At 68.1% G+C, this 19131-nt stretch carries 17 protein-coding genes; 6 read left to right on the forward strand and 11 right to left on the reverse strand.

Annotation, left to right across the window (positions count from 1 at the left end):
* Positions 1 to 89 precede the first annotated feature (89 nt).
* From soxA to I7S92_RS11105, 6 genes are all read right to left on the reverse strand, one after another.
* Positions 90 to 953, reverse strand: a complete 864-nt coding sequence (soxA, locus tag I7S92_RS11080) for a sulfur oxidation c-type cytochrome SoxA (RefSeq protein ID WP_197643959.1) — start codon at positions 951 to 953, stop codon at positions 90 to 92.
* Positions 954 to 974: 21 nt separating this feature from the next.
* The gene (gene soxZ / locus I7S92_RS11085) at positions 975 to 1304 is read right to left on the reverse strand and encodes a thiosulfate oxidation carrier complex protein SoxZ (RefSeq protein ID WP_197643963.1); all 330 of its coding nucleotides are present in this window, start codon (positions 1302 to 1304) and stop codon (positions 975 to 977) included.
* An 18-nt stretch (positions 1305 to 1322) separates the two neighbouring features.
* Positions 1323 to 1742 carry a thiosulfate oxidation carrier protein SoxY gene (gene soxY / locus I7S92_RS11090; RefSeq protein ID WP_354001322.1) on the reverse strand — a complete coding sequence of 140 codons (420 nt, stop codon included), beginning with the start codon at positions 1740 to 1742 and terminating at the stop codon, positions 1323 to 1325.
* 32 nt (positions 1743 to 1774) lie between these two features.
* Positions 1775 to 2248 (reverse strand): sulfur oxidation c-type cytochrome SoxX, encoded by a 474-nt coding sequence (soxX, locus tag I7S92_RS11095; RefSeq protein ID WP_242070164.1) that lies wholly within the window; start codon positions 2246 to 2248, stop codon positions 1775 to 1777.
* Between the two features lie 116 nt (positions 2249 to 2364).
* Positions 2365 to 2919, reverse strand: a complete 555-nt coding sequence (locus I7S92_RS11100) for a SoxW family protein (protein ID WP_386004152.1) — start codon at positions 2917 to 2919, stop codon at positions 2365 to 2367.
* Between the two features lie 13 nt (positions 2920 to 2932).
* Positions 2933 to 3670 (reverse strand): cytochrome c biogenesis CcdA family protein, encoded by a 738-nt coding sequence (locus I7S92_RS11105; protein ID WP_197643973.1) that lies wholly within the window; start codon positions 3668 to 3670, stop codon positions 2933 to 2935.
* 85 nt (positions 3671 to 3755) lie between these two features.
* On the opposite strand from I7S92_RS11105, the gene I7S92_RS11110 reads away from it, so the two are divergent.
* The 3 genes from I7S92_RS11110 to I7S92_RS11120 all read left to right on the forward strand — a co-directional run bounded on the left by I7S92_RS11110 (position 3756) and on the right by I7S92_RS11120 (position 5652).
* Positions 3756 to 4115, forward strand: a complete 360-nt coding sequence (locus tag I7S92_RS11110; RefSeq protein WP_197643975.1) for a thioredoxin family protein — start codon at positions 3756 to 3758, stop codon at positions 4113 to 4115.
* A 154-nt stretch (positions 4116 to 4269) separates the two neighbouring features.
* On the forward strand, positions 4270 to 4587 hold the full coding sequence (locus I7S92_RS11115) for an ArsR/SmtB family transcription factor (protein WP_197643977.1): 318 nt from the start codon (positions 4270 to 4272) through the stop codon (positions 4585 to 4587).
* A gap of 18 nt (positions 4588 to 4605) precedes the next feature.
* On the forward strand, positions 4606 to 5652 hold the full coding sequence (locus I7S92_RS11120) for a YeeE/YedE family protein (protein ID WP_354001323.1): 1047 nt from the start codon (positions 4606 to 4608) through the stop codon (positions 5650 to 5652).
* Positions 5653 to 5659: 7 nt separating this feature from the next.
* Here the strand turns inward: I7S92_RS11120 and I7S92_RS11125 are convergent, their stop codons facing one another.
* The 4 genes from I7S92_RS11125 to torT form a co-directional block, all read right to left on the reverse strand.
* Complete coding sequence (locus tag I7S92_RS11125; RefSeq protein WP_197643979.1) at positions 5660 to 7144, reverse strand: SpoVR family protein; 1485 nt, start codon at positions 7142 to 7144, stop codon at positions 5660 to 5662.
* Positions 7137 to 8450, reverse strand: a complete 1314-nt coding sequence (locus I7S92_RS11130; protein WP_197643981.1) for a YeaH/YhbH family protein — start codon at positions 8448 to 8450, stop codon at positions 7137 to 7139. The genes I7S92_RS11125 and I7S92_RS11130 overlap by 8 nt, the downstream gene beginning before the upstream one ends.
* 16 nt (positions 8451 to 8466) lie before the next feature.
* Entirely contained in the window at positions 8467 to 10401 is a 1935-nt protein-coding gene (locus I7S92_RS11135; protein WP_197643983.1) for a PrkA family serine protein kinase, read from the reverse strand.
* A gap of 235 nt (positions 10402 to 10636) precedes the next feature.
* Complete coding sequence (gene torT, locus I7S92_RS11140) at positions 10637 to 11599, reverse strand: TMAO reductase system periplasmic protein TorT (protein WP_197643986.1); 963 nt, start codon at positions 11597 to 11599, stop codon at positions 10637 to 10639.
* Between torT and I7S92_RS11145 the strand changes: the two genes are divergently transcribed.
* The gene (locus tag I7S92_RS11145; protein WP_197643989.1) at positions 11598 to 14363 is read left to right on the forward strand and encodes an ATP-binding protein; all 2766 of its coding nucleotides are present in this window, start codon (positions 11598 to 11600) and stop codon (positions 14361 to 14363) included. The two genes, torT and I7S92_RS11145, sit on opposite strands and share 2 nt — an antisense overlap.
* Here the strand turns inward: I7S92_RS11145 and I7S92_RS11150 are convergent.
* Positions 14333 to 15037, reverse strand: a complete 705-nt coding sequence (locus I7S92_RS11150) for a response regulator (RefSeq protein ID WP_197643991.1) — start codon at positions 15035 to 15037, stop codon at positions 14333 to 14335. The two genes, I7S92_RS11145 and I7S92_RS11150, sit on opposite strands and share 31 nt — an antisense overlap.
* Positions 15038 to 15149: 112 nt before the next feature.
* Between I7S92_RS11150 and I7S92_RS11155 the strand changes: the two genes are divergently transcribed.
* Together I7S92_RS11155 and I7S92_RS11160 are read left to right on the forward strand one after the other, a co-directional pair.
* Entirely contained in the window at positions 15150 to 17837 is a 2688-nt protein-coding gene (locus tag I7S92_RS11155) for a molybdopterin-dependent oxidoreductase (protein WP_197643994.1), read from the forward strand.
* Positions 17838 to 17892: 55 nt separating this feature from the next.
* A complete protein-coding gene (locus I7S92_RS11160; protein ID WP_197643997.1) occupies positions 17893 to 19131 on the forward strand; it encodes a molybdopterin molybdotransferase MoeA in 1239 nt (412 codons plus the stop codon).

The raw sequence follows: 19131 nt of genomic DNA on the forward strand, positions 1-19131 counted from the left end.
TCGTGAGGGTAGAAAGACCCGGCCGGCCATGCCGGGCCGGGTCTGTCATTCGTGCTGCATGCCAGGCCGGCCGTGCCGGCGGGCGGGCGTCAGTGCCGGACCGAGACACCCTCGACCGACAGCCCGTTGCCGCGCGAGGCGACGTAAAGCTCCAGCGCCTTGAACTCGTCCGAGTTCGGCTTGAAGGTCTCGGCCCGGGTGTCGCGGACGCAGCCGACGAAACGCTGCTGCGCCGACAGGATGCCCGCGTCTTTCAGCCGGTAGGTCGGGAAGCCGTTGATCTGGCCCTGCGACAGGTGGTCGGCGCGGATCATCTTGCCCTGGTTGTCCTCATGGCAGTTGGCGCAGGACATCTCGAGCTGGCCGAAGCGCGTGTAATAGATCTCCTTGCCCTTTTCCCAGAAGGGCGCGGCCGCGCCGTCGATGGCGACGTTCACCGCCATGCCGCGCGACTGCATCGAGATCAGGGCGAGCATGTCCTTCATCTCGTCCCCGGTCCATTTCCAGGATTCCAGGCCCATCCGCTCGGTCACGCAGGCGTCGATGTAGTTCTCGACCGTCATCAGCTTGCCGGTCTTTTCGTCGACGCGGGGGGTGACGGCGCGGAGGCCGGCCATGGACTCGGGCCCCTCGTGGCAGCCGGCGCAGCTTTCGCCGCCCTTGCCGATGGCCGAGTTCCACAGGTCGAGGCCCCGGTCGACATAGACCATGCCGGGATTGTCGAAATCGTCGCGTTCCAGATCGCGGGTCTCGTCCTCGCGGTAGTGCCAGCCGGAGTAGATGGTGTCCAAGGTCTCCTGCAGGAAGGCGGGCGCGGGGGCGGTGGTGACCAGCTCGATGGTCTCGTCCTCGGCCTCGATGACGAGCTTGTCATCCACCGGATCGGCGAAGGCCACGCCCGCGAGGGCAAGACCGAAGGTCAGTGCGGCAAGCGATGTTGCTGTGCGGTGCATGGCTTCTCCTCCCCTATGCTGTCAGGCGATCGCGATCGGCTTCACGTCCTCGTAGACAGAGCCGTCGTCGTCGTACCAGGTGAACTTGAACTCCCCCGCCGCATCGACCTTGGCGTCGAATTCGAAGTAGGGATTGGTCGAGACCGCGGGTTCGACCGTCACGTCGATCACGTTCACCCCGTTCAGGTCGCAGGTGAAGCGGTTGATGATCTGGCGCGGGATCAGGTTGCCGTCCGAGCCCTTGCGCTGGCCGGATTCCATCTTGTGCGAGATCAGCGCCTTGATGGTGACGACCTCGCCGGCGGCGGCGGATTTGGGGACTTTCACCCGGGGTTTGACTTCTTCGACCATGGTGTCTCTCCTTCTGTCTCAGCCGCCGCAGCCGCCGATGGTGACCTTGACGGTGGCCTGGGCCTGCTTGATCGAGCCGTTGGCCATCCTGGCCATGGCGATGACATCCTGCGTCTTGGCCAGGCGGATGCGGGTGGCGGCGAACTGGCGGCCGGCGGCGGGGCCGAAGGTGAAGGTGGCGACCGCCGGCTCGGGGTTGCCCGAGGCGAGGAGCAGGATCGCCACCGCGCCGGGGGCGTCGACCGAGACCGGGACGGTGTTGCCGTTCTCGGCGATTTCCGGGGTGGTCAGGGTGATGCCGTCGGTGCCGGGGGCCGCGCCGGCGGTGAAGGCGGCGGTCAGTTCTTCCACCGTCGATGCGGTGGAGAGGCCGGGGATCGCGGCGAAGGCGATGCCGCCGAGGCCGAGGGTGAGTGCCTTGCGTCTGCTGAGGGTCACTGGGGTTCTCCTGTCTTTAAGCGCCTTTGGCGTCATTCCTTGAGGGTGAGGAGGTAGGCCACCACATCCTCGACCTGTTGCGCGGTGAGGATCGGCGGCAGCTCGCCCTCGGGCGCCTTGCCGGTGAAGCCGTCGCCGGGGCGGATGTAGCCTTCGGTCTTGTAGAAGGCGGGCATGAAGCTGCCCTCGAAGGTCATCTTGGCGTTGCTGACGATCCCGCGCAGCTCGGCCTCGGTCCAGCGGTCGGCGGCGCCGTCCAGCGCGGGCGCGATGGTGCCGGGGAACTGGACCTCGGGCAGGGCCGCGATGGTGTGGCAGGCCACGCAGTTGCCAAGCGCGTTGGTGGTCATCACCTTGACGCCGTTCGCCGGATCGCCCGGGACGCCGGTCAGGGAGTCCGCGACCTTGCCGGCGTCGAAATGCACCTCCTTCGGCGCGGTTTCGGCTAGGGCTGGCGCCGCGAGCGACAGCGCGACGGCTGCCGCCAGACAAGGCTGGCGTGTCATTCTGATCCTCCCCTTCATTCCTCCGTGAATTCACTATGCGACGATATGCCGCTTACGGCAAGGAAAAAGATAGTAGAAAACCTATATACCTATATTCCTAGATAAAGCTTGCCGGCTCACTGGTTTTCGGTCATCCGCTCGGCCACGAATCGCTGGAAGTTCTCGCCGCTGTCGTAGCCGCGGTCGCGGACCCAGATCAGGAGCGACTCGAACATGCCCTTGCCGATGGCGCCGGGCATCATGGCGACGGCGGCGTCGGGGGCCGACACGCCCTCGGGCACCTCTTCCGGCAGGAAGATCAGCGTCGGCGTGAACATCACGCCCCAGCGCAGCGCCATGTCCTTTTCCGACAGGACCGTGCCGTCGAAATCGGTCACCTCGACATCGCCGAAGAGGTTCAGCTGCACGACGAAATAATGGTCGCGGATCAGCTTGTCGACCGCGGGGTCGGTGAAGACCTTCTCGTGCATCTCGGTGCAGTAGATGCAGCCGCGCTGTTCGAAGACCAGCAGGAGGCGCTTGCCCTCGGCATTGGCCTCGGAGAGGTCGTCGCGCAGGTCCTTGAATGTCTCGCGCAGCCAGGCGGGCTTGTGCAGGCCGTCGTCGCCCAGCTCGACCGCCAGGGCGGGGGTGGAGAGGGCAAGGGCGGCGAGAAGGAAAAGGCGGCGCAGCATGGGGTTCCTCTCAGGTCAGGGTCGCGGACCAGTCGAAGGTGCGGATCATCCAGTCGGCGATGAGGTTGACGGTATTGGTTGCGATGAGCAGGCCGAAGACGATCAGCATCACGCCCATCGCCTTTTCGACATGGCCCATCAGGGCGCGGTGGCGGGCGACCCAGGCTAGGAACGGCCCGGCGAAGAAGGCGGCCAGCACGAAGGGCAGCGTCATCGACAGGCCGTAGATCAGAAGCAGCATCCCGCCGCGCCAGAGGTCGCCCATGCCGCTGGCGACCATCAGGATCGCGGCCAGCGCCGGGCCGACGCAGGGCGTCCAGCCAAAGCCGAAGGCAAGGCCCATGACATAGGCCCCGGCCAGCGTCCTTGGGTTGGACGAGCTTTCCACCCGCGCCTCGCGGTAGAGGAACCCGATGCGCAGGACGCCAAGGAAGTGCAGCCCGAACAGGATCAGGATGGCGGCGGCGACCCAGGAGAGCGGTTCCTTCCACTGGGCGAAGCTGCGGCCGAGGGCCGTCGCGCCAAGGCCGAGCAGGACGAAGATCGTGGTCACGCCGATGGCGAAGGCCAGCGCCTGCACGACCAGCCGGCCGCGCGCGCCGGGGGCGACGGTGTCGCCGTCGCGCAGTTCGCGCACCGAGAGGCCGGCCATGTAGGACAGGTAGAAGGGCACCATCGGCAGGATGCAGGGCGACAGGAAGGACAGAAGCCCCGCCAGCGCCGCGCCTCCGAACGTGATGTCGAGCATCGCCCCCCTCCCCCGAAGAAGCGTCGTCTTGCCGGAAAGGCAAATGTAGATTACGATAGTTCTATGTTTCTATGAGGCTGTCAACGTGACTCGTCCCGGCCTTCTGGCAGCGGCCGCGCTGGCCGTCCTTCCCGCCATCGCCGTGGCGGGAGAGCTGGAGCTTCTGATGTTCGAGCAGCCGGGCTGCATCTATTGCGCGGCCTGGAACGCCGAGGTCGCGCCGGAATACCCCTTGACCGCGGAAGGCAAGGCCGCCCCCCTGCGCCGGTTGCAGCTGCGCGATCCGCTGCCCGAGGGGTTGGAGCTGGTCGCGCCCCCGGTCTTCACCCCGACCTTCGTGCTTGCCGAGGGCGGGGTCGAGGCGGGCCGGATCGAAGGCTATCCGGGCGAGGATTTCTTCTGGCCGATGCTGGCGCTGCTGATCGGCAAGGCCGAGCGGAACTGAGGCGCGGGGGACGCGATCCTTGGCAAAGCTGGCGGCCGGGCAACAGGTGGGTTGCCCTTTGCGGATCGCGGAAGCAATAACGGGGGCAGGGAAATCCGGGGCGGGCGCTTTGGCGGAGGACGAACAGCTCAACGGCGGACAGGCGGAGAACGCCGTGTCGGACGCGCATCCCGACCTCGACGGGCTGGTTGCCCGCGCCGAAAAGGCCGCCACGCTGCTCAAGGCGATGGGGCATGACGGGCGGCTGGCGATCCTGTGCCATCTGCGCACCGGGCCGAAAAGCGTGACCGAGCTTGAAAACCTGCTGTCCGCGCGTCAGGCTATCGTGAGCCAGCAACTGGCGCGGCTGCGGCTGGAGGGCATGGTCAGCGCCCGGCGCGAGGGGCAGGCGATCTATTATTCCCTGCTGGACCCGAAGGTCACCGCGGTGATCGAGGTCCTGGCACGGCTTTACGGACCAGAGCAAGGCTGAACGGCCGGAGGAGGGCGGGTGCTGGAGACGGTTCCGATCGGAGTGCTGGCCGCCCTGGTTGGCCTGGCGGGTGGGGTGGTCCTGGGGCTGGCGGCCCGGCTGGGGGATTTCTGCACCCTGGGGGCGCTTGAATCGGCGGTCTATGGCCGCGACCAGAGGCGGATGCGGCTTTGGGGCGTGGTGCTGGCGGTGGCGATCCTGGCGACGCAGTTCGGCGCGATGGCCGGGGTGATCGACCTGGGCGGCACCTTCTACCATGCGATCCAGTGGAACGCGCTCGGCTCGATCGTCGGCGGGCTGATCTTCGGCTATGGCATGGCGATGGCTGGAAACTGCGGCTTTGGCGCGCTGGTGCGCTTTGGCGGTGGCGACCTGCGCTCGCTGGTGGTGGTGGTGGTGATGGGGATCTTCGGCTTCGTCGCGCTGTCCGGCCCGCTGGCGCCCTTGCGGGTGACGCTGTTCCCGCAGCCCGAGGCGGCGGGACCGCAGGGCATCCTGCACGACCTGGGCCAGCTGGGCCTGCCGCCGGTGGCGGTGATCCTGGCGATCGCCGGGGGATTCCTGGCCTGGGGGCTGGCGCATCCCGGCCTGCGGCAAAGCCCGCGCCAGATCGCATGGGGCGTGGCGGCGGGGCTGGCGGTGGCCTGGTGCTTCCTGGGCACCTCCTGGCTGGCGGCGGAGAGCCTGGGCGAGATCACGGTGGAGGGCCCGTCCTATACCGCGCCGGTCGGGCGGACGCTGATCTTCCTGATGACCTCGACCGCCGGGGGGATCACCTTCTCGGTCGGCTCGGTCGTGGGGGTGATGGTCGGCTCGCTGGTCGGCTCGATCCTGCGCGGCCTCTTCCGCTGGGAGGCCTGCGAGGACCCGCGCGAGCTGGGCCGTCAGGTGGGTGGCGCCGCGCTGATGGGCGTGGGGGGCGTGGTGGCGATGGGCTGTTCGGTCGGCCAGGGCGTCACGGGTTTTGCGACGCTGGCCTGGTCGGGGCCGGTGACGCTGGCCGCCATCATCGCCGGGGCGATGCTGGGCCTGCGCCAGCTGATCGCGGGCTATCAGCCCGAGTGAGGCTGGCTCAGGTTTCGCGCTGGCTGGTCAGCCGCACGTCATAACCCCAGAGCCGGCGGCAATGCTCCAGCGTCTTCCTGCGGTTGCCGTCATCCAGCGGCACGCCGTCGAACATCCGGTGTTCCAGGTGCAGGACCCGGTCACCCAGAAGGTCGACATCGGCGACCTGGATCACCGGCTCGTTCAGCGCGGGGTCGTTGGCGCGCTGAAGGGTGTCGCGCACCCGGTGGTAGCCCGCGGCGTCATGGATGGCGGACACGCGATACCAGTTCTGGTTCTCGTCGTCGGTCAGGGCGAAGAGCCGCAGGTCGCGGATCACGCGGGGGCTGAGGAACTGCTGGATGAAGCTTTCGTCGCGATAGGCGGACCAGGCGTCCTTCAGCACCCCCCGCCAGTCGCCGCAGCCCGCGACATAGGGGAACCACTCCCGGTCCTCCCCGGTCGGGTCGGTGCAGATGCGCTGGATGTCGCGCATCATGGCGAAGCCGATCGCATAGGGGTTCAGGCCCGAGAAATGCGGCGCGTCGAAGGCGGGCTGGGTCAGCACGTTGGTGTGGTTCGCCAGCACCTCGAGCATCGCGCCGTCGCCGATCCGGCCGGTTTCGTGCAGGCGGTGCATGATGTGGTAATGCACGAAGGTGGCGCAGCCCTCGTTCATGATCTTGGTCTGGCGCTGGGGATAGAAATACTGGGCGATGTGGCGGGTGATGGCCAGCACCTCGCGCTGCCAGTTCTGCAGCACCGGGCTGAAGCGTTCCAGGAAATAGAGCAGGTTCTCCTCCGGCAGGTGCATCTCGCGCTTGCGCTCCTGCATCTGGCTTTCGGCCTCCGAGCCCGGCTGGGCGCGGTCGAGGCCCGACCAGATGTAATGCACCTCGCGCTCGCGCTCGGCCTCGCGGCGGCGGGCGCGTTCCTCCTGCTCGCGCGGGGTGGGGGCCGGCGGGCGGCGGTGGCGAAAGACGCCGCAGGACATCAGCGCATGGGCGGCGTCCAGGATACGCTCGACCTCGGCGGGGCCGTGCTGGTCCTCGCAGCGGCGGATGTAGGCGCGGGCATAGGCCAGGTAGTCCAGGATGTTCTCGGCATCGGTCCATTGCCGGAACAGGTGGTTGTTGCGGAAGAAATGGTTGTGGCCGAAGGCGGCATGGGCCATCACCAGCGCCTGCATCGGCATGGTGTTCTCTTCCAGGCAATAGCTGACGCAGGGGTTGGAGTTGATGACGATCTCGTAGGCCAGCGCGCTGTGCCCGGCGGAATAGTGGCGTTCGTGGTGGATGAAATGCTTGCCGAAGGACCAGTGGCCATACATCAGCGGCATGCCGATCGCGGAATAGGCGTCCAGCATCTGCTCGGCCGAGATGATCTCGATCTGGTTGGGGTAGATCTCGAGCTCGAGGTCCTGAAGCGCCACCGCCTCGATCGCGTCATGGGTCCTGCGCAGCAGATCGAAGCTCCAGTCGCTCTGGTCGAAGAGGAGGCCGGTGTCAGCCATGGCCGGTCTCCCTGGCGAAGAGCTCGCGGAACACGGGGTAGATGTCGGCCGGCCGGGCGATGCGTTTCTGCGCGAAGTTCGGCCAGGCCTCGGCCACCGACAGGTAGGTGCGCCAGAGTTCGGTGCCGGTCTCGGGGCTGCGGATGATCGCGGCCTCTTCGGGGGCCATGATCTCGACATAGGCGAAATACTGGCAGTGGCGCATCAGCTCGTCGCGCAGGATCGTGCCGCATTTCTCGGAATCGCCGGAGAAGTTCTCTCCGTCCGAGGCCTGGGCGGCGTAGATGTTCCAGTCGGCGGGGGAATAGGTCTCGCGGATGATGCGCTGCATCTCCTCGAGCGCGGTGCTGACCACGGTGCCGCCGCTTTCGGCGGAGTGGAAGAAGGTCTCCTCGTCCACGGCGCGGGCGAGGTGGGTGTGGCGGATGAAGACCAGTTCCACCCGTTCGTAGCTGCGTTTCAGGAACAGGTGCAGAAGGACGAAGAAGCGTTTCGCCAGGTCCTTCTCGCGCTCTCCCATCGAGGCTGAGACGTCCATCAGGCAGAACATCACCGCATTGGCCGTCGGATCGGGCCGCAGGTCGAAATGGCGGTAGCGCAGGTCGACCGGGTCCAGGTAGGGCACCCGGCGCTGCCGCAGCCGCATCCGTTCCAGCTCCTGCCGCAGGCGGTCCAGCTCGCGCCGGGTGGCGTCGTTGCGCGGCGCGTTGCGTTCCAGATCCTCGATGCGCGCCGCGAGGTCGGCCACCGCCCGCAGCCCCGGCCGTTGCAGCGCGATCCGGCGGCCGATGGCCTTGCGCATGGTGCGCGTGACGCTGAGATTGGCGGGCGGGCCCGTCACCGAAAAGCCGGCGCGATGAGGATGGGTGGATTCGATCCGCTTCAGCGAGCGTTTCACCAGGTCGGGCAATTCCAGGTCCTCGAAGAACAGGTCGAGGAATTCTTCCCGCGAGAGGGTGAAGACGAAATCGTCCTCGGCCTCGCCCGACATCGATCCCTCGCGCCCGGCCGCGCCACCGCCGCCCGGGGGCGGCTTGTCGATGCGGTCGCCGGTGCGCAGCGCCCGGTTTCCGGGCAGGACATATTCGCGGTGCCCCCCCTGGCGGGCATTGCGGAAGGACGGTTCGTGAATGTCGCCGGCCGAGACGGCGACCGCGTCGCCCTGATCGACATCGGCGATGGCACGCGCCTTGACCGAGCGGTCGACCGCCGCCTTGACCGCTTCGCGCACCCGCTTGATGAAACGCCGGCGGTTGCCAAGGCTGCGGTCCTTGGGGTTGGCGCGTCTGTCGATGAAATGGGTCATGGCGCGGCCCTTCCGCCTAGCCCGCCTTGCTGACGCGCATGTACCATTCCACCAGCCGCCGCACTTGCCGCTGCGTATAGCCGCGCGCCATCATGCGGTCGACGAATTCGGCATGCTTGGCGTCGGTGTCGCGGTCGCGCTTGGCGCCGAAGCTGATCACCGGCAAAAGGTCCTCGACCCGGCTGAACATGCGCTTCTCGATCACCCGGCGCAGCTTTTCGTATTTGCGCCAGTCGGGATTGCGCCCGTCATGCTCGACCCGCGCGCGCAGGACGAATTTCACCACCTCGTTGCGGAAATCCTTGGGATTGGCGATGCCCGCCGGCTTCTCGATCTTCTCCAGCTCCTTCTCCAGCACCTCGCGGTCGAACATCTGGCCGGTGTCGGGGTCCTTGTAGTCCTGATCCTCGATCCAGGCGTCGGCATAGGCGATGTAGCGGTCGAAAAGGTTCTGGCCGTAGTCGGAGTAGGATTCGAGATAGGCCTTCTGGATCTCTTCCCCGATGAATTCGGCAAAGCGCGGGGCGAGACCGGACTTGATGAAGTCCAGATAGCGGCCCTGGGTCTCCTCGGGGAATTGCTCGCGCAGGATTGTGTTCTCCAGCACATACATCAGATGCACCGGATCGGCGGCGATCTCGTCGGTGTCGTGGTTGTAGGTCTCGGACAGGATCTTGAAGGCGAAGCGGGTCGAGGTGCCGGTCATCCCCTCGTCCACCCCGGCCTTGTCGCGGTATTCCTGCAGGGATTTCGCCTTGGGATCGGTGTCCTTGATGCTTTCGCCGTCATAGACCCGCAGCTTGGAGTAGAGGGTCGAATTCTCGTGGTCGTGCAGGCGGGTCAGGACCGAGAACCGCGCCAGCATCGGCAGGGTTTCCGGCGCGCAGGGGGCATCGGCCAGCGTGCTGTCGGCGATCAGCTTCTGATAGACCTGCGCCTCTTCGGTCGCGCGCAGGCAGTAGGGAACCTTGACCACCGTGATCCGGTCCAGGAAGGCCTCGTTGTTGCGGTTCGACTTGAACTGCAGCCATTCCGCCTCGTTCGAATGGGCCAGGATCAGGCCCTGATAGGGCATCGCGCCGATGTTCTCGGTGCCCATGTAGCTGCCTTCCTGCGTGGCGGTCAGCAGCGGGTGCAGCACCTTGATCGGGGCCTTGAACATCTCGACGAATTCCAGAAGGCCCTGCGTGGTGCGGTTCAGCCCGCCGGAATAGCTGTAGGCGTCGGGGTCGTTCTGGCTGAACTCCTCCAGCTTGCGGATGTCGAGCTTGCCGGTCAGGGTCGAGACGTCCTGGTTGTTGTCGTCCCCCGGCTCGGTCTTGGCCACGCAGATCTGCCGCAGCATCGAGGGGTAGATTCGCGCCACGGTGAATTTCGCGATGTCGCCGTCGAATTCCGCCAGCCGCTTGGCCGCCCAGGGCGAGAGCGGATAGCGCAAGAGGCTGCGGGGGATGTTGTACTTGTCGGCCAGAAGGTCGCCGAAGCGTTCGGCGTCGAACAGGCCCAGCGGGGATTCGAACAGCGGGCTCACCTGGTCGCCGGCCTTGAGCACATAGACCGGCTGCTGCTCCATCCGCCGCTTCAGGATCTCGGCGATGCTGGACTTGCCGCCGCCGACCGGGCCCAGCAGATAAAGGATCTGCTTGCGCTCCTCCAACCCCTGCGCGGCGCGCTGGAAGAAGCCGACGATGCGCTCGATCGTCTCCTCGACGCCGTACATCTCGTCGAAGGCCGGATAGCGCCGGATCGTGCGGTTGAGGAAGATGCGCCCCAGCCGCTGGTCCTGGCTGGTGTCGACCAGCCGCGGCTCGCCCAGGGCCTTCACCATCCGTTCCGCCGCGGTGGCGCGCATCGTCTGGTCGCTGCGGCATCCCAGCAGGTAGTCCTGCAGGGAGAGTTCCTCGATCTTCTGCCGTTCAAAGACTTCGGAAAAGCGGGTGAAGACCTCCATCGCTAAAGCTCCTTCGCTTGATCGGCATCCGGACGCGCCGATCGCGCCCCGCAGACCGAAAGACGCTTTGAGATCAACGGAACGCGGCACGGATCTGGCCAGTCGTCCTGTCGAAATCGAAACCATGTCACTGTGGGAAACGAGATGCGTTCGCAGTGGTTCCGGCAGGATGGAGTTTTCTTCATCCGCGGGTTGCGCAGAAAGCCCGCGGCCCCGAGGGAAGCCGGCCGGGGTCTCAGTCGAGTGCCGGAAAGTAATCGGCCGGGGACAGGTCGATGCTTGCCGGGTCGATGCCGCCTTCCTTGACGACGATCCCGGGACCGATGGGTGCGGCCGCCCGCTGCCCGGCGATCGCCGCCGCGGCTGCATCCACGGCCAGCCTTCCCTGCGCGATCGGATCGTCGAAGGGGGCGGCCATGACCCTGCCGCCGACCAGGCCCCTTGCGACCGTGTGGCTTACATAGGTCGCTGCAAGACGGGGCCGGTCCCGGCCCCTCGGGAACAGGGCCATCGCAGCTTCGATGGCGGGGGCGCTTCCGATCACCAGGTCGATACCGGGATGCGCCGCGACGGCCTTTTCCAGCAGGCGCAACTGTTCCGCCGTGCCGGTGTCCGCGCCATAGGTCGCGACGATCCTGACCGATGACCGTTCCAGACCGCGCCGCAGGCCGGATTCGAGCGGTGCGACCCATCCCGCCCCGGCCGGCCCGGAAAGCAGGACGGCATCCAGCGGCGGCGAGCCGGCGGGGAAGCGGCCGGCGAGGTTCTGTCCCAGCGCAAGCCCCATGTCGGCCCAGTCGACCCCGACGCGGGCGGTCAGGACATCCGTGTGCAGCTCGTTCACCAGCCCGATCACCGGCCGGTCCCGGGCGGCCGCCTGCACGGCGGCAAGCAGGTCCGGCGCATCGGAGGAAACGGTGCCGATCAGGATCGCGCCGGGCTGCAACGCCCGGCAGGCGGAAATCTGGTCGATCTGGCTTTTCTGGGCGTCATAGCCCCCGGCCTCGAAGAACCGCACGGAAAGCTGCCTTTCCGCCGACTGCTGCTCGATCCCGTAGGCGACGCTAAGCCAGTATTCGTCCTTGAAATGCGGCACCAGCACGCAAAGCAGGGCCTGGTCCGCCCGCGCCTCGGCCCCGAAAAGGGTGCAGAGGGCAAGGATTGCCGCGGGGACAAGCCGACGGTAAGCAGATCCCATGCGCTCCAGACGGTTCGACAGGCAGCTACAGTCGGTCTTCATGGTCCTCTCCGGGCTGATCATGGTTGTCGGCCTCGCCTCGTTCGGCGTCAACCGCTTCCTCGCCCGGACCCAGCAGCGCGTGTTGTCGGAAAGCATCGCGATCATCGAACGGACCGAGCGGGTCGCACAGGAAGCGGAACTCGCCGCCTCGCTGGCCGGGCGGCTGCGGGATGCGGAAAGCGCGGCCGTCATGGCCGAGATCTCGTCCGGTCTTGCCGACCGGGTGGGCGGGATCGAGGCGGACCTTGACGCCATGCGCCGCTTCCTTGCCCAGGCGGCGGGAGCGGGTTCGGCGACGGCCGTGGGCGATCTGGTGACGGCGATGGGCCGCGCGGTCGATCGCCGGATCAGGGCGGGGGAAGCCCTGCGCGCGGGACGGGACCGGCTGGCCGCCTCGGGCGCAAGGCTTGCGGCGATGATCTCGACCGAGGCCGACCTGGCGCGGCTTCGGATCACCGCCGGGATCTGGGAGCTATACGCGCTGCCCGGCGGGCGCGATCCGAGGCCGGGCCTCGACCGCCTCGCCGACGTGAACTTCTTCGCCTACGAGCGGCTGGCCGAGATGGCCGAGGCGGTGGCGACGCTGGACCGCCTGGCCGCGCGCATCCCGGTGGCGAAGGATGCGGCGGAACTGCAGCGGCTGGGCGCGGATTATGCGGCGGCGCTGGTGCTGGCGCGCGACCGCGCGGGCTTCATGCTGTCGCGGGCGGCGACGGACAATGCGCGGGCCGAGCTGAACGTCCTGGCGCAGGGCGGCGCACTGCTTGCGCAGCGGCTGGCCGGACTGGCGGCGGAGACCGAACTGGACAGCCTTGCGCTTCAGCTTGGGCGCGAGCTGGATCTCTTGACCTCGGAGGCGCAGCGGGGCCGGGACGAGACCCGCGTCCGGATGAAGGCGGGCGTGGCCGATGCCGGGTGGCAGGCGACAATGCTGCTGGCGGCGCTGGCGGGCGTGATCCTGCTGGCGCTGCTGGCGGCCTATCTGGTCTGGGCGCGCACCCGCCGGAAGGTCGTGCTCCGGCTGGAGGAGGTGGCCGAGCGGATGATCCTGGTCGCGGATGGCAGCGTCGGTCAGCCCATGGCGATCAGCGGCGAGGACGAGATCGGGCGGCTGGAGCAGGCGCTGAACGTGCTGCGCGACCGGACGGAGGAGGCGGCAGAGCTGCGCGACCGGCTGGAAGCGGCGGTCATCGGCCGGACTGCGGATGTGGTGGCCGAGATGCAGTCTGCCAACGCGGCCCGGGCGGATGCCGAGGAGCTGAGCCGCGCCAAGACGCATTTCCTGGCGCGGATGAGCCATGAGATCCGCACGCCGCTGAACGGGATGATCGGGCTTCTGGACCTTCTGGCCGGAGAGGAGGCCGATCCGGCGCGGCGGGGGCGGCTGGAGGCGGCCCTGACCTCGGCGCGGGATCTGCAGCGGCTGACCGAGGATATCCTGGCCTTCTCGGCCGGAGAGGAGGGGCAAGGCGGTCAGCGCAGCGAGGCCTTCGATCCCACGGCGCTTGCGCGCGGGCTTGGCGAGCTTCTGGAGGTGATGGCCGCGACCCGCGGCCTTGCGGCCGTGGTGGAGATCGCCGCCGGCCTGCCCCCGGCGGTGACCGGCGAGGCGACGAAGATCCGGCAGATCATGATGAACCTGCTGACCAATGCGGTGAAATATACCGAAGGCGGGCGGGTGGAGCTTCGCGTCTCGTCGCGCCCGGTGGCGGAGGGGCACGAGATCAGCCTTGCCGTGCGCGACACCGGGCCGGGGATGACGGCCGAGGAGACGCGGCAGGCCTTCGACATCTACGGGCGCAGCATGACCGCGCGGCGCAGCGGCGTGCGCGGGGTCGGGCTGGGCCTGGCCATCACGCGGCAACTGACCGATGCGATGGGGGCCGAACTGCGCGTCTCGACCGCGCCCGGACGCGGCAGCGTCTTCACGCTGGTCCTCTGCCTGCCCGAGGCGGACCCCGCGCAGGTCGCGCCGCCTGCCGCGCTGGCGCTGACGGGGGAAGGCAGGCGGGTGCTTGTCGTGGACGACCACCCGGTCAACCGGCTGGTGGCGCGGGGCTACCTTGAACGGATGGGATGCAGCGTGACCGAAGCCGCGACCGGGAAGGCGGCGCTGGAAGCCGTGCGCGAGGGGCGGTTCGAGGCGATCCTGGTCGACCTGGGCTTGCCGGACATGACCGGCGAGGAGGTCCTCGCACGGCTGGGGCGGACGGGCGCGAAGGTGGCGGTCCTGACGGCGGATCTGGTGCGCGACGATGCGGCGACGCGGGCGAAGTTCGGGGTGGACCGCGTGCTGACCAAGCCGATCTCGCCGCGTGCGCTGGCGTCCTTCCTGGCGGAAGCCGAGGCGCCCGCGCCGGTCGCCGGGCAGGGCGGATCGGGACCCGAGGCGGCGCTGCGCGAGGACATCACCAGCCTCGGCGCCGCGCAGACGGCGGAGATCGTCGCGGCGATGCTGGCCGAGCTGGCGGCGGCGGCGGCGCAACTGCGGGCCGAGCTCGACGCCGAGGCCCGCGCCCGGCTGGCGCACCGGCTGAAGGGGGCGGCGGCGAATTTTCACCTTCTGGACTTCTGCGCGCTGATGCAGCGGCTCCAGTCGCGGGACGTCGGCGCCATGCCGGCGCTGGAGGCGACGGCCGAGGCGGCGATCCGCGACCTCACGGCGGCGGCGCGGCGGGTCGGGCTTGCGCTTCAGCCGGGATCCGGCGCGGCGAAGCAATAGCCTTCGCCCATGCGGGTCAGGATGTGGTCGGGGCGGGCGGGATCTGCCTCGATCTTCTTGCGCAGCCGGCCGACCAGAACGTCGATGGTCCGGTCGCCGGGCCGCAAGTCGCCGCGGCCGACGATCTCGCTCAGCCGTGGGCGGCCGAAGGTGACGCCGGGGTTGCGGGTCAGGGCGTCCAGAAGGTCGAACTCCTGCGCGCTGAGCGTCTCGACCCGCGCGGCCGAGACCAGGCGGCGGCGGATGCGGTCGAAATGCCAGGGGCCGAAATCCTCGACCGCTCCGGCGCTGGGGGCGCTGCGGCCGATCTCGGTGATGCGGAACAGGAGGTTCTTGATCCGCGCCGCCAGCTCGCGCCGGTCGAAGGGCTTGGTGACATAGTCGTCGGCCCCCATCTCCAGCCCGATGATCCGGTCCACCTGCTCGTCGCGCGAGGTCAAGAGGATGATCCCCACCCGCGATTTCGCCCGCTGCTCGCGCGTGATGGTCAGCCCGTCCTTGCCCTCGAGCCCGATGTCCAGCAGCAGGATCTCGGGCGGGTCGGTGTCGATGACGTCCTGCATCGCCTCGGCATCCTCGACCTCGGTCACGCGGTGGCCGAGGCCGCGCAGATAGCCCGCCAGCCGCATCCGCGTCACGCGATCGTCTTCGACGATGAGGATATGCGCGGTCATGGCGCGGCCTTCACATCTCTTTACACCTCTTCACCGGACGGATTGAGGGCCGTCAAGGCGCCTGTAGCCGCATCCGGCCATTCTCTGGTCGCAGACAAGACGGAGATCCGCCATGACATTGATCAACCCGACCAGACGCAGCTTCCTGAAGGGGGGCGCCGCCCTCTTCGGGTCCGGCTGGCTTCTGAACTCGACCGCGCTGGCCGCCGTCGATCCGAACTCGTTCTCTGGCCGCATCTTCAGCGCCAGCCACTATGGCCCGTTCGAGGCCGTGGTGCGCGACGGCAGGATCGTCGGCATCTCGCCGATGATCGAGCTGGACCAGCGCCCGACCGAAATGCTGATGCATGGCGTCCTGGACCGCGTCTATGACAAGAGCCGGATCGACTATCCGATGGTCCGCAAGTCCTATCTGGAGAACTGGAAGTCCGGCGACGTGAAGCCGGAACTGCGCGGCAAGGAGGAATATGTCCGCGTCGACTGGGATACCGCGCTGAAGCTGACGGCCAAGGCGATCACCGACACCATCGTCGAACACGGCCACCAGGCCATCCTGTCCACCTCCTACGGCGGCTGGAGCCATGCCGGGATCATGCGGCCCAACGTGCTGCAGGGCAAGTTCTTCAACATGATCGGCGGCTGCACCAACACGGTGGGCGACTGGTCCGGCGGCGCCAGCCAGATCTCGCTGCCGCATGTGATCGGCGACATGGAGGTCTATTCGGCCCAGACCGCCTGGGAAGTGATCCGCGACAATACCGAGGTCTTCGTCCTGGTCGGCTGCGACCCGGTCAAGAACAACCGCGTCGAATACACCGTGGCCGACCACGGCATGTACACCCCCTGGGAGCAGATCCGCGACAACGGCACCAGGTTCATCTCGATCAACCCGCAGCGCACGGCGTCGGACAAGGTGCTGAACGCCGACTGGGTCCGCATCATCCCGAATACCGACGTCGCGCTGTTCTTGGCCATGGCCTACCACGTCCTGGAGCAGGGCCTGGACGACAAGGAATACATGGCGAAATACGCCACCGGCGCCGACAAGTGGATCGCCTATGTGAAGGGCGAGGGCGAGGACAAGACGGCAAAGACCCCGGAATGGGCCTCGGCCATCACCGGCATCGACGCAGCCAAGATCCGCGAACTGGCGGAACTGCTGGCCAAGTCCCGCACCGAGATCGCCGGCGCCTGGTCGCTGCAACGCGCCCACCACGGCGAGATGACCCACTGGGCGATCATCAACTTCGCCGCGCTGACCGGCAAGATCGGCAAGCCGGGCGAGGGCGTGGGCTTCTCCTGGCACTATGGCAACGGCGGCATGCCGCAATCGGGCGGCAAGACCCCGGCCGGCCTGAGCCAGGGCAAGAACTTCGTCACCGAATACATCGTCCCGGCCTCGCGCCTGACCGAGGCGCTGGAGAACCCGGGCGCGGAGGTGGTCTACAACGGCAACGTCCGCAAGTATCCGGACGTCCACATGATCTACAACGCCGGCAACAACTTCATGTCGCACCAGCAGGACACCAACCGGCTGATCAAGGCGCTGCAGAAGGTCAGGACCATCGTCAGCCAGGACGTCTGGTGGACCGCCGCGACGCGTTGGGCGGACATCGTGCTGCCTGCCTCCTCGCCGCTGGAGCGCGACGACATCTCGGTCGGCGGGACCTATTCCAACGACCGCATCTACGCGATGAAGAAGATCATCGAGCCGATCGGCGAAAGCCGCAGCGACTTCGAGATCTTCGCCGCGCTGTCCGACCTGTTCTACCGCCAGTCGCAGTACATCGAGGATCAGGCCTATCCGGAATACATCGACATCATCAAGAAGGCCTACAACGGCACCACCGCCGCCGAGACCGTCCCGTTCGAGCAGTTCTGGGAGCACGGCTATGCGCTTCAGCCGGCGCCCGAGGAGGCCCGCGCCTGGGTCCGCCACGGCGCGTTCTACACCGACCCCGAGGCGAACCCGCTGCATACGACCTCGGGCAAGATCGAGATGTTCTGCGAGACCATCGCGAACATGGGTCTCGAGGACTGCCCCGGCATGCCGATGTGGCTGGAGCCGGCCGAATACCTGGGCAACGCCAAGGACGGCCAGCTTCACGTCGTGAGCCCGCACCCCTGGCACCGCCTGCACAGCCAGATGGACCAGTCGGAATCGCTGCGCGACCTCTACAAGGTGCAGGGCCGCGAGCCGGTGCGGATCAACGCCGAGGACGCCGCGGCGCGCGGGATCGCGGATGGCGATCTGGTCGAGATCTGGAACGACCGCGGCACGGTCCTCGCCGGGGCTGTCGTCTCGGACGAGATCATGCCGGGCGTGATCTCGATCTACGAGGGCTGCTGGCCCAGCCTCGACAGCAAGGGGCGCTGCAACTCGGGTCTGGTGAACTTCCTGACCTCGACGCAGAAATCCTCGGGCCTGAGCCAGGCGACCACGGCGAACACCTGCCTCGCCTCGATCCGGAAATGCGAGGACCCGGACGGTCCGAACATGGCCTACGAAAAGCCGCCGATCCTCGAGGGCATGGAACTGGCCGCGATCGACGATGCGGACCTGGGGCTGGACCGGCTGGATACGGTGATCGAGGCGCTTTATGCCGAGATGGGTCCGGGCGAGAAGCTGTTCTACGAACGCTGCACCGTCTGCCACGGGCCGCGCGACGTGGGCGCCTTCACCCAACTGCAGTGGAAGGCGATCACGCCCTCCATGTTCCCCCGCGCCGGCCTGGACGACGACGAGGCCGCGCTGATCATGGAGTTCCTGATGGCCAACGCCTCGGACGCCGTGAAGTGACACCAACCTCTGCGGCCGGGTTCTCCGGCCGCAGATCCCTTGAAGGACCGGACCGATGAACGCCTCCAGTGACATGCCGCTGATGATCGACGTGGCCGCCGCGCGCGAGATCGCCGTCGCGCAGATCACGCCTGTCCGCGGCGTTCAGGACGTGCCCCTGCACGCGGCGCCGGGCCGGACCTGCGCCCGCGACGTGATCGCGACGAGCGCGATGCCCTTCTTCACCAATTCCGCCATGGACGGCTTTGCCCTGCGCCATGCCGACCTCGCCGGTGCGGGGACGCTGTTGCCGGTGGCCGGAACCGTCGCGGCCGGTGTGGCCGGAACCTCCCTGCCGCCGGGCGCCGCCCTGCGGATCTTCACCGGGGCGCCCCTGCCCCTTGGGGCGGATACCGTCGTGGCGCTGGAAGACACCAGCGAGGCGGGCGGCCCGGTCCGCATCGACGTGATGCGCGACATCGGCGCCAACCTGCGCCTTGCCGGCAGCGACCAGCCGCTCGGCGCCTGCCTCGTCGCCCGTGGCGCGCGGATCGCGCCGCGGCATGTCGGCCTGCTGGCCGCGAACGGGATCACCCGCGTCGCCGTCACCCGCAGGCCGCGGGTCGTCGTCCTGTCGACCGGCGACGAGCTTGCCGCCTCCGGCGCGCCACGGGCCGGGGGCCAGATCCATGATGCCAACCGTCCCATGCTGCTTGCGCTGGCCCAGGTGGCCGGCTGCGAGGCCGTGGACGGCGGCATGATGCCGGATGACGTGGACCCGCTGTCGCAGCGGCTGGCCGAGCTTTGCGCCTCGGCCGATCTGGTCCTGTCCTCGGGCGGGGTCTCGATGGGCGGGCGCGACCCGCTGCGGCCGGCCTTTGTCCGCGCGGGCGGCGAGATCGCGGGCTGGCGGGTGGCGGTCAAGCCGGGCAAACCCGTGATGTTCGGACGCCTGGGCGGGACCGCCTTCACCGGCCTGCCGGGCAATCCGATGGCGGCCTTCGTCGGCTTCCACCTGTTCGTCGCGCCGCAGATCGACCGGCTTGCCGGGGCGAAACCCCTGCCCTTCGCCCGCTGGTCGGGCACGGCCGCATCGACCTGGCAGCACCGTCCCGGCCGCCAGGAGATCGTTCCCGTCCGTTGCCTTGGCGCGGACGGGACCGGCCTTCCGCTGCTGGAACGGCTGGGCAAGGGCGTCTCGGCCACGCTGTTCCCGCTGGCGGCCGCCGACGGCCTTGCCGTGATCCCCGCCGCGTCCGAGGGCATCGCGATGGGAGAGCCTGTCGACTGGCACCCCTTCCGGCACGAGGGCTGA

It is taken from the genome of Tabrizicola soli (assembly GCF_015999335.1).
In the GTDB taxonomy this organism is placed as follows: domain Bacteria; phylum Pseudomonadota; class Alphaproteobacteria; order Rhodobacterales; family Rhodobacteraceae; genus Tabrizicola; species Tabrizicola soli.

Bases quoted from the DNA above. Each gene is read 5' to 3' on its own strand.
- torT (WP_197643986.1), bottom strand. From the start codon at position 11,599: ATGGGATCTGCTTACCGTCGGCTTGTCCCCGCGGCAATCCTTGCCCTC.
- I7S92_RS11150 (WP_197643991.1), bottom strand. From the start codon at position 15,037: ATGACCGCGCATATCCTCATCGTCGAAGACGATCGCGTGACGCGGATG.
- I7S92_RS11130 (WP_197643981.1), bottom strand. From the start codon at position 8,450: ATGACCCATTTCATCGACAGACGCGCCAACCCCAAGGACCGCAGCCTT.
- soxA (WP_197643959.1), bottom strand. From the start codon at position 953: ATGCACCGCACAGCAACATCGCTTGCCGCACTGACCTTCGGTCTTGCC.
- I7S92_RS11135 (WP_197643983.1), bottom strand. From the start codon at position 10,401: ATGGAGGTCTTCACCCGCTTTTCCGAAGTCTTTGAACGGCAGAAGATC.
- I7S92_RS11145 (WP_197643989.1), top strand. From the start codon at position 11,598: ATGCGCTCCAGACGGTTCGACAGGCAGCTACAGTCGGTCTTCATGGTC.
- I7S92_RS11105 (WP_197643973.1), bottom strand. From the start codon at position 3,670: ATGCTCGACATCACGTTCGGAGGCGCGGCGCTGGCGGGGCTTCTGTCC.
- I7S92_RS11160 (WP_197643997.1), top strand. From the start codon at position 17,893: ATGAACGCCTCCAGTGACATGCCGCTGATGATCGACGTGGCCGCCGCG.
- I7S92_RS11125 (WP_197643979.1), bottom strand. From the start codon at position 7,144: ATGGCTGACACCGGCCTCCTCTTCGACCAGAGCGACTGGAGCTTCGAT.
- I7S92_RS11155 (WP_197643994.1), top strand. From the start codon at position 15,150: ATGACATTGATCAACCCGACCAGACGCAGCTTCCTGAAGGGGGGCGCC.
- soxX (WP_242070164.1), bottom strand. From the start codon at position 2,248: ATGACACGCCAGCCTTGTCTGGCGGCAGCCGTCGCGCTGTCGCTCGCG.
- soxZ (WP_197643963.1), bottom strand. From the start codon at position 1,304: ATGGTCGAAGAAGTCAAACCCCGGGTGAAAGTCCCCAAATCCGCCGCC.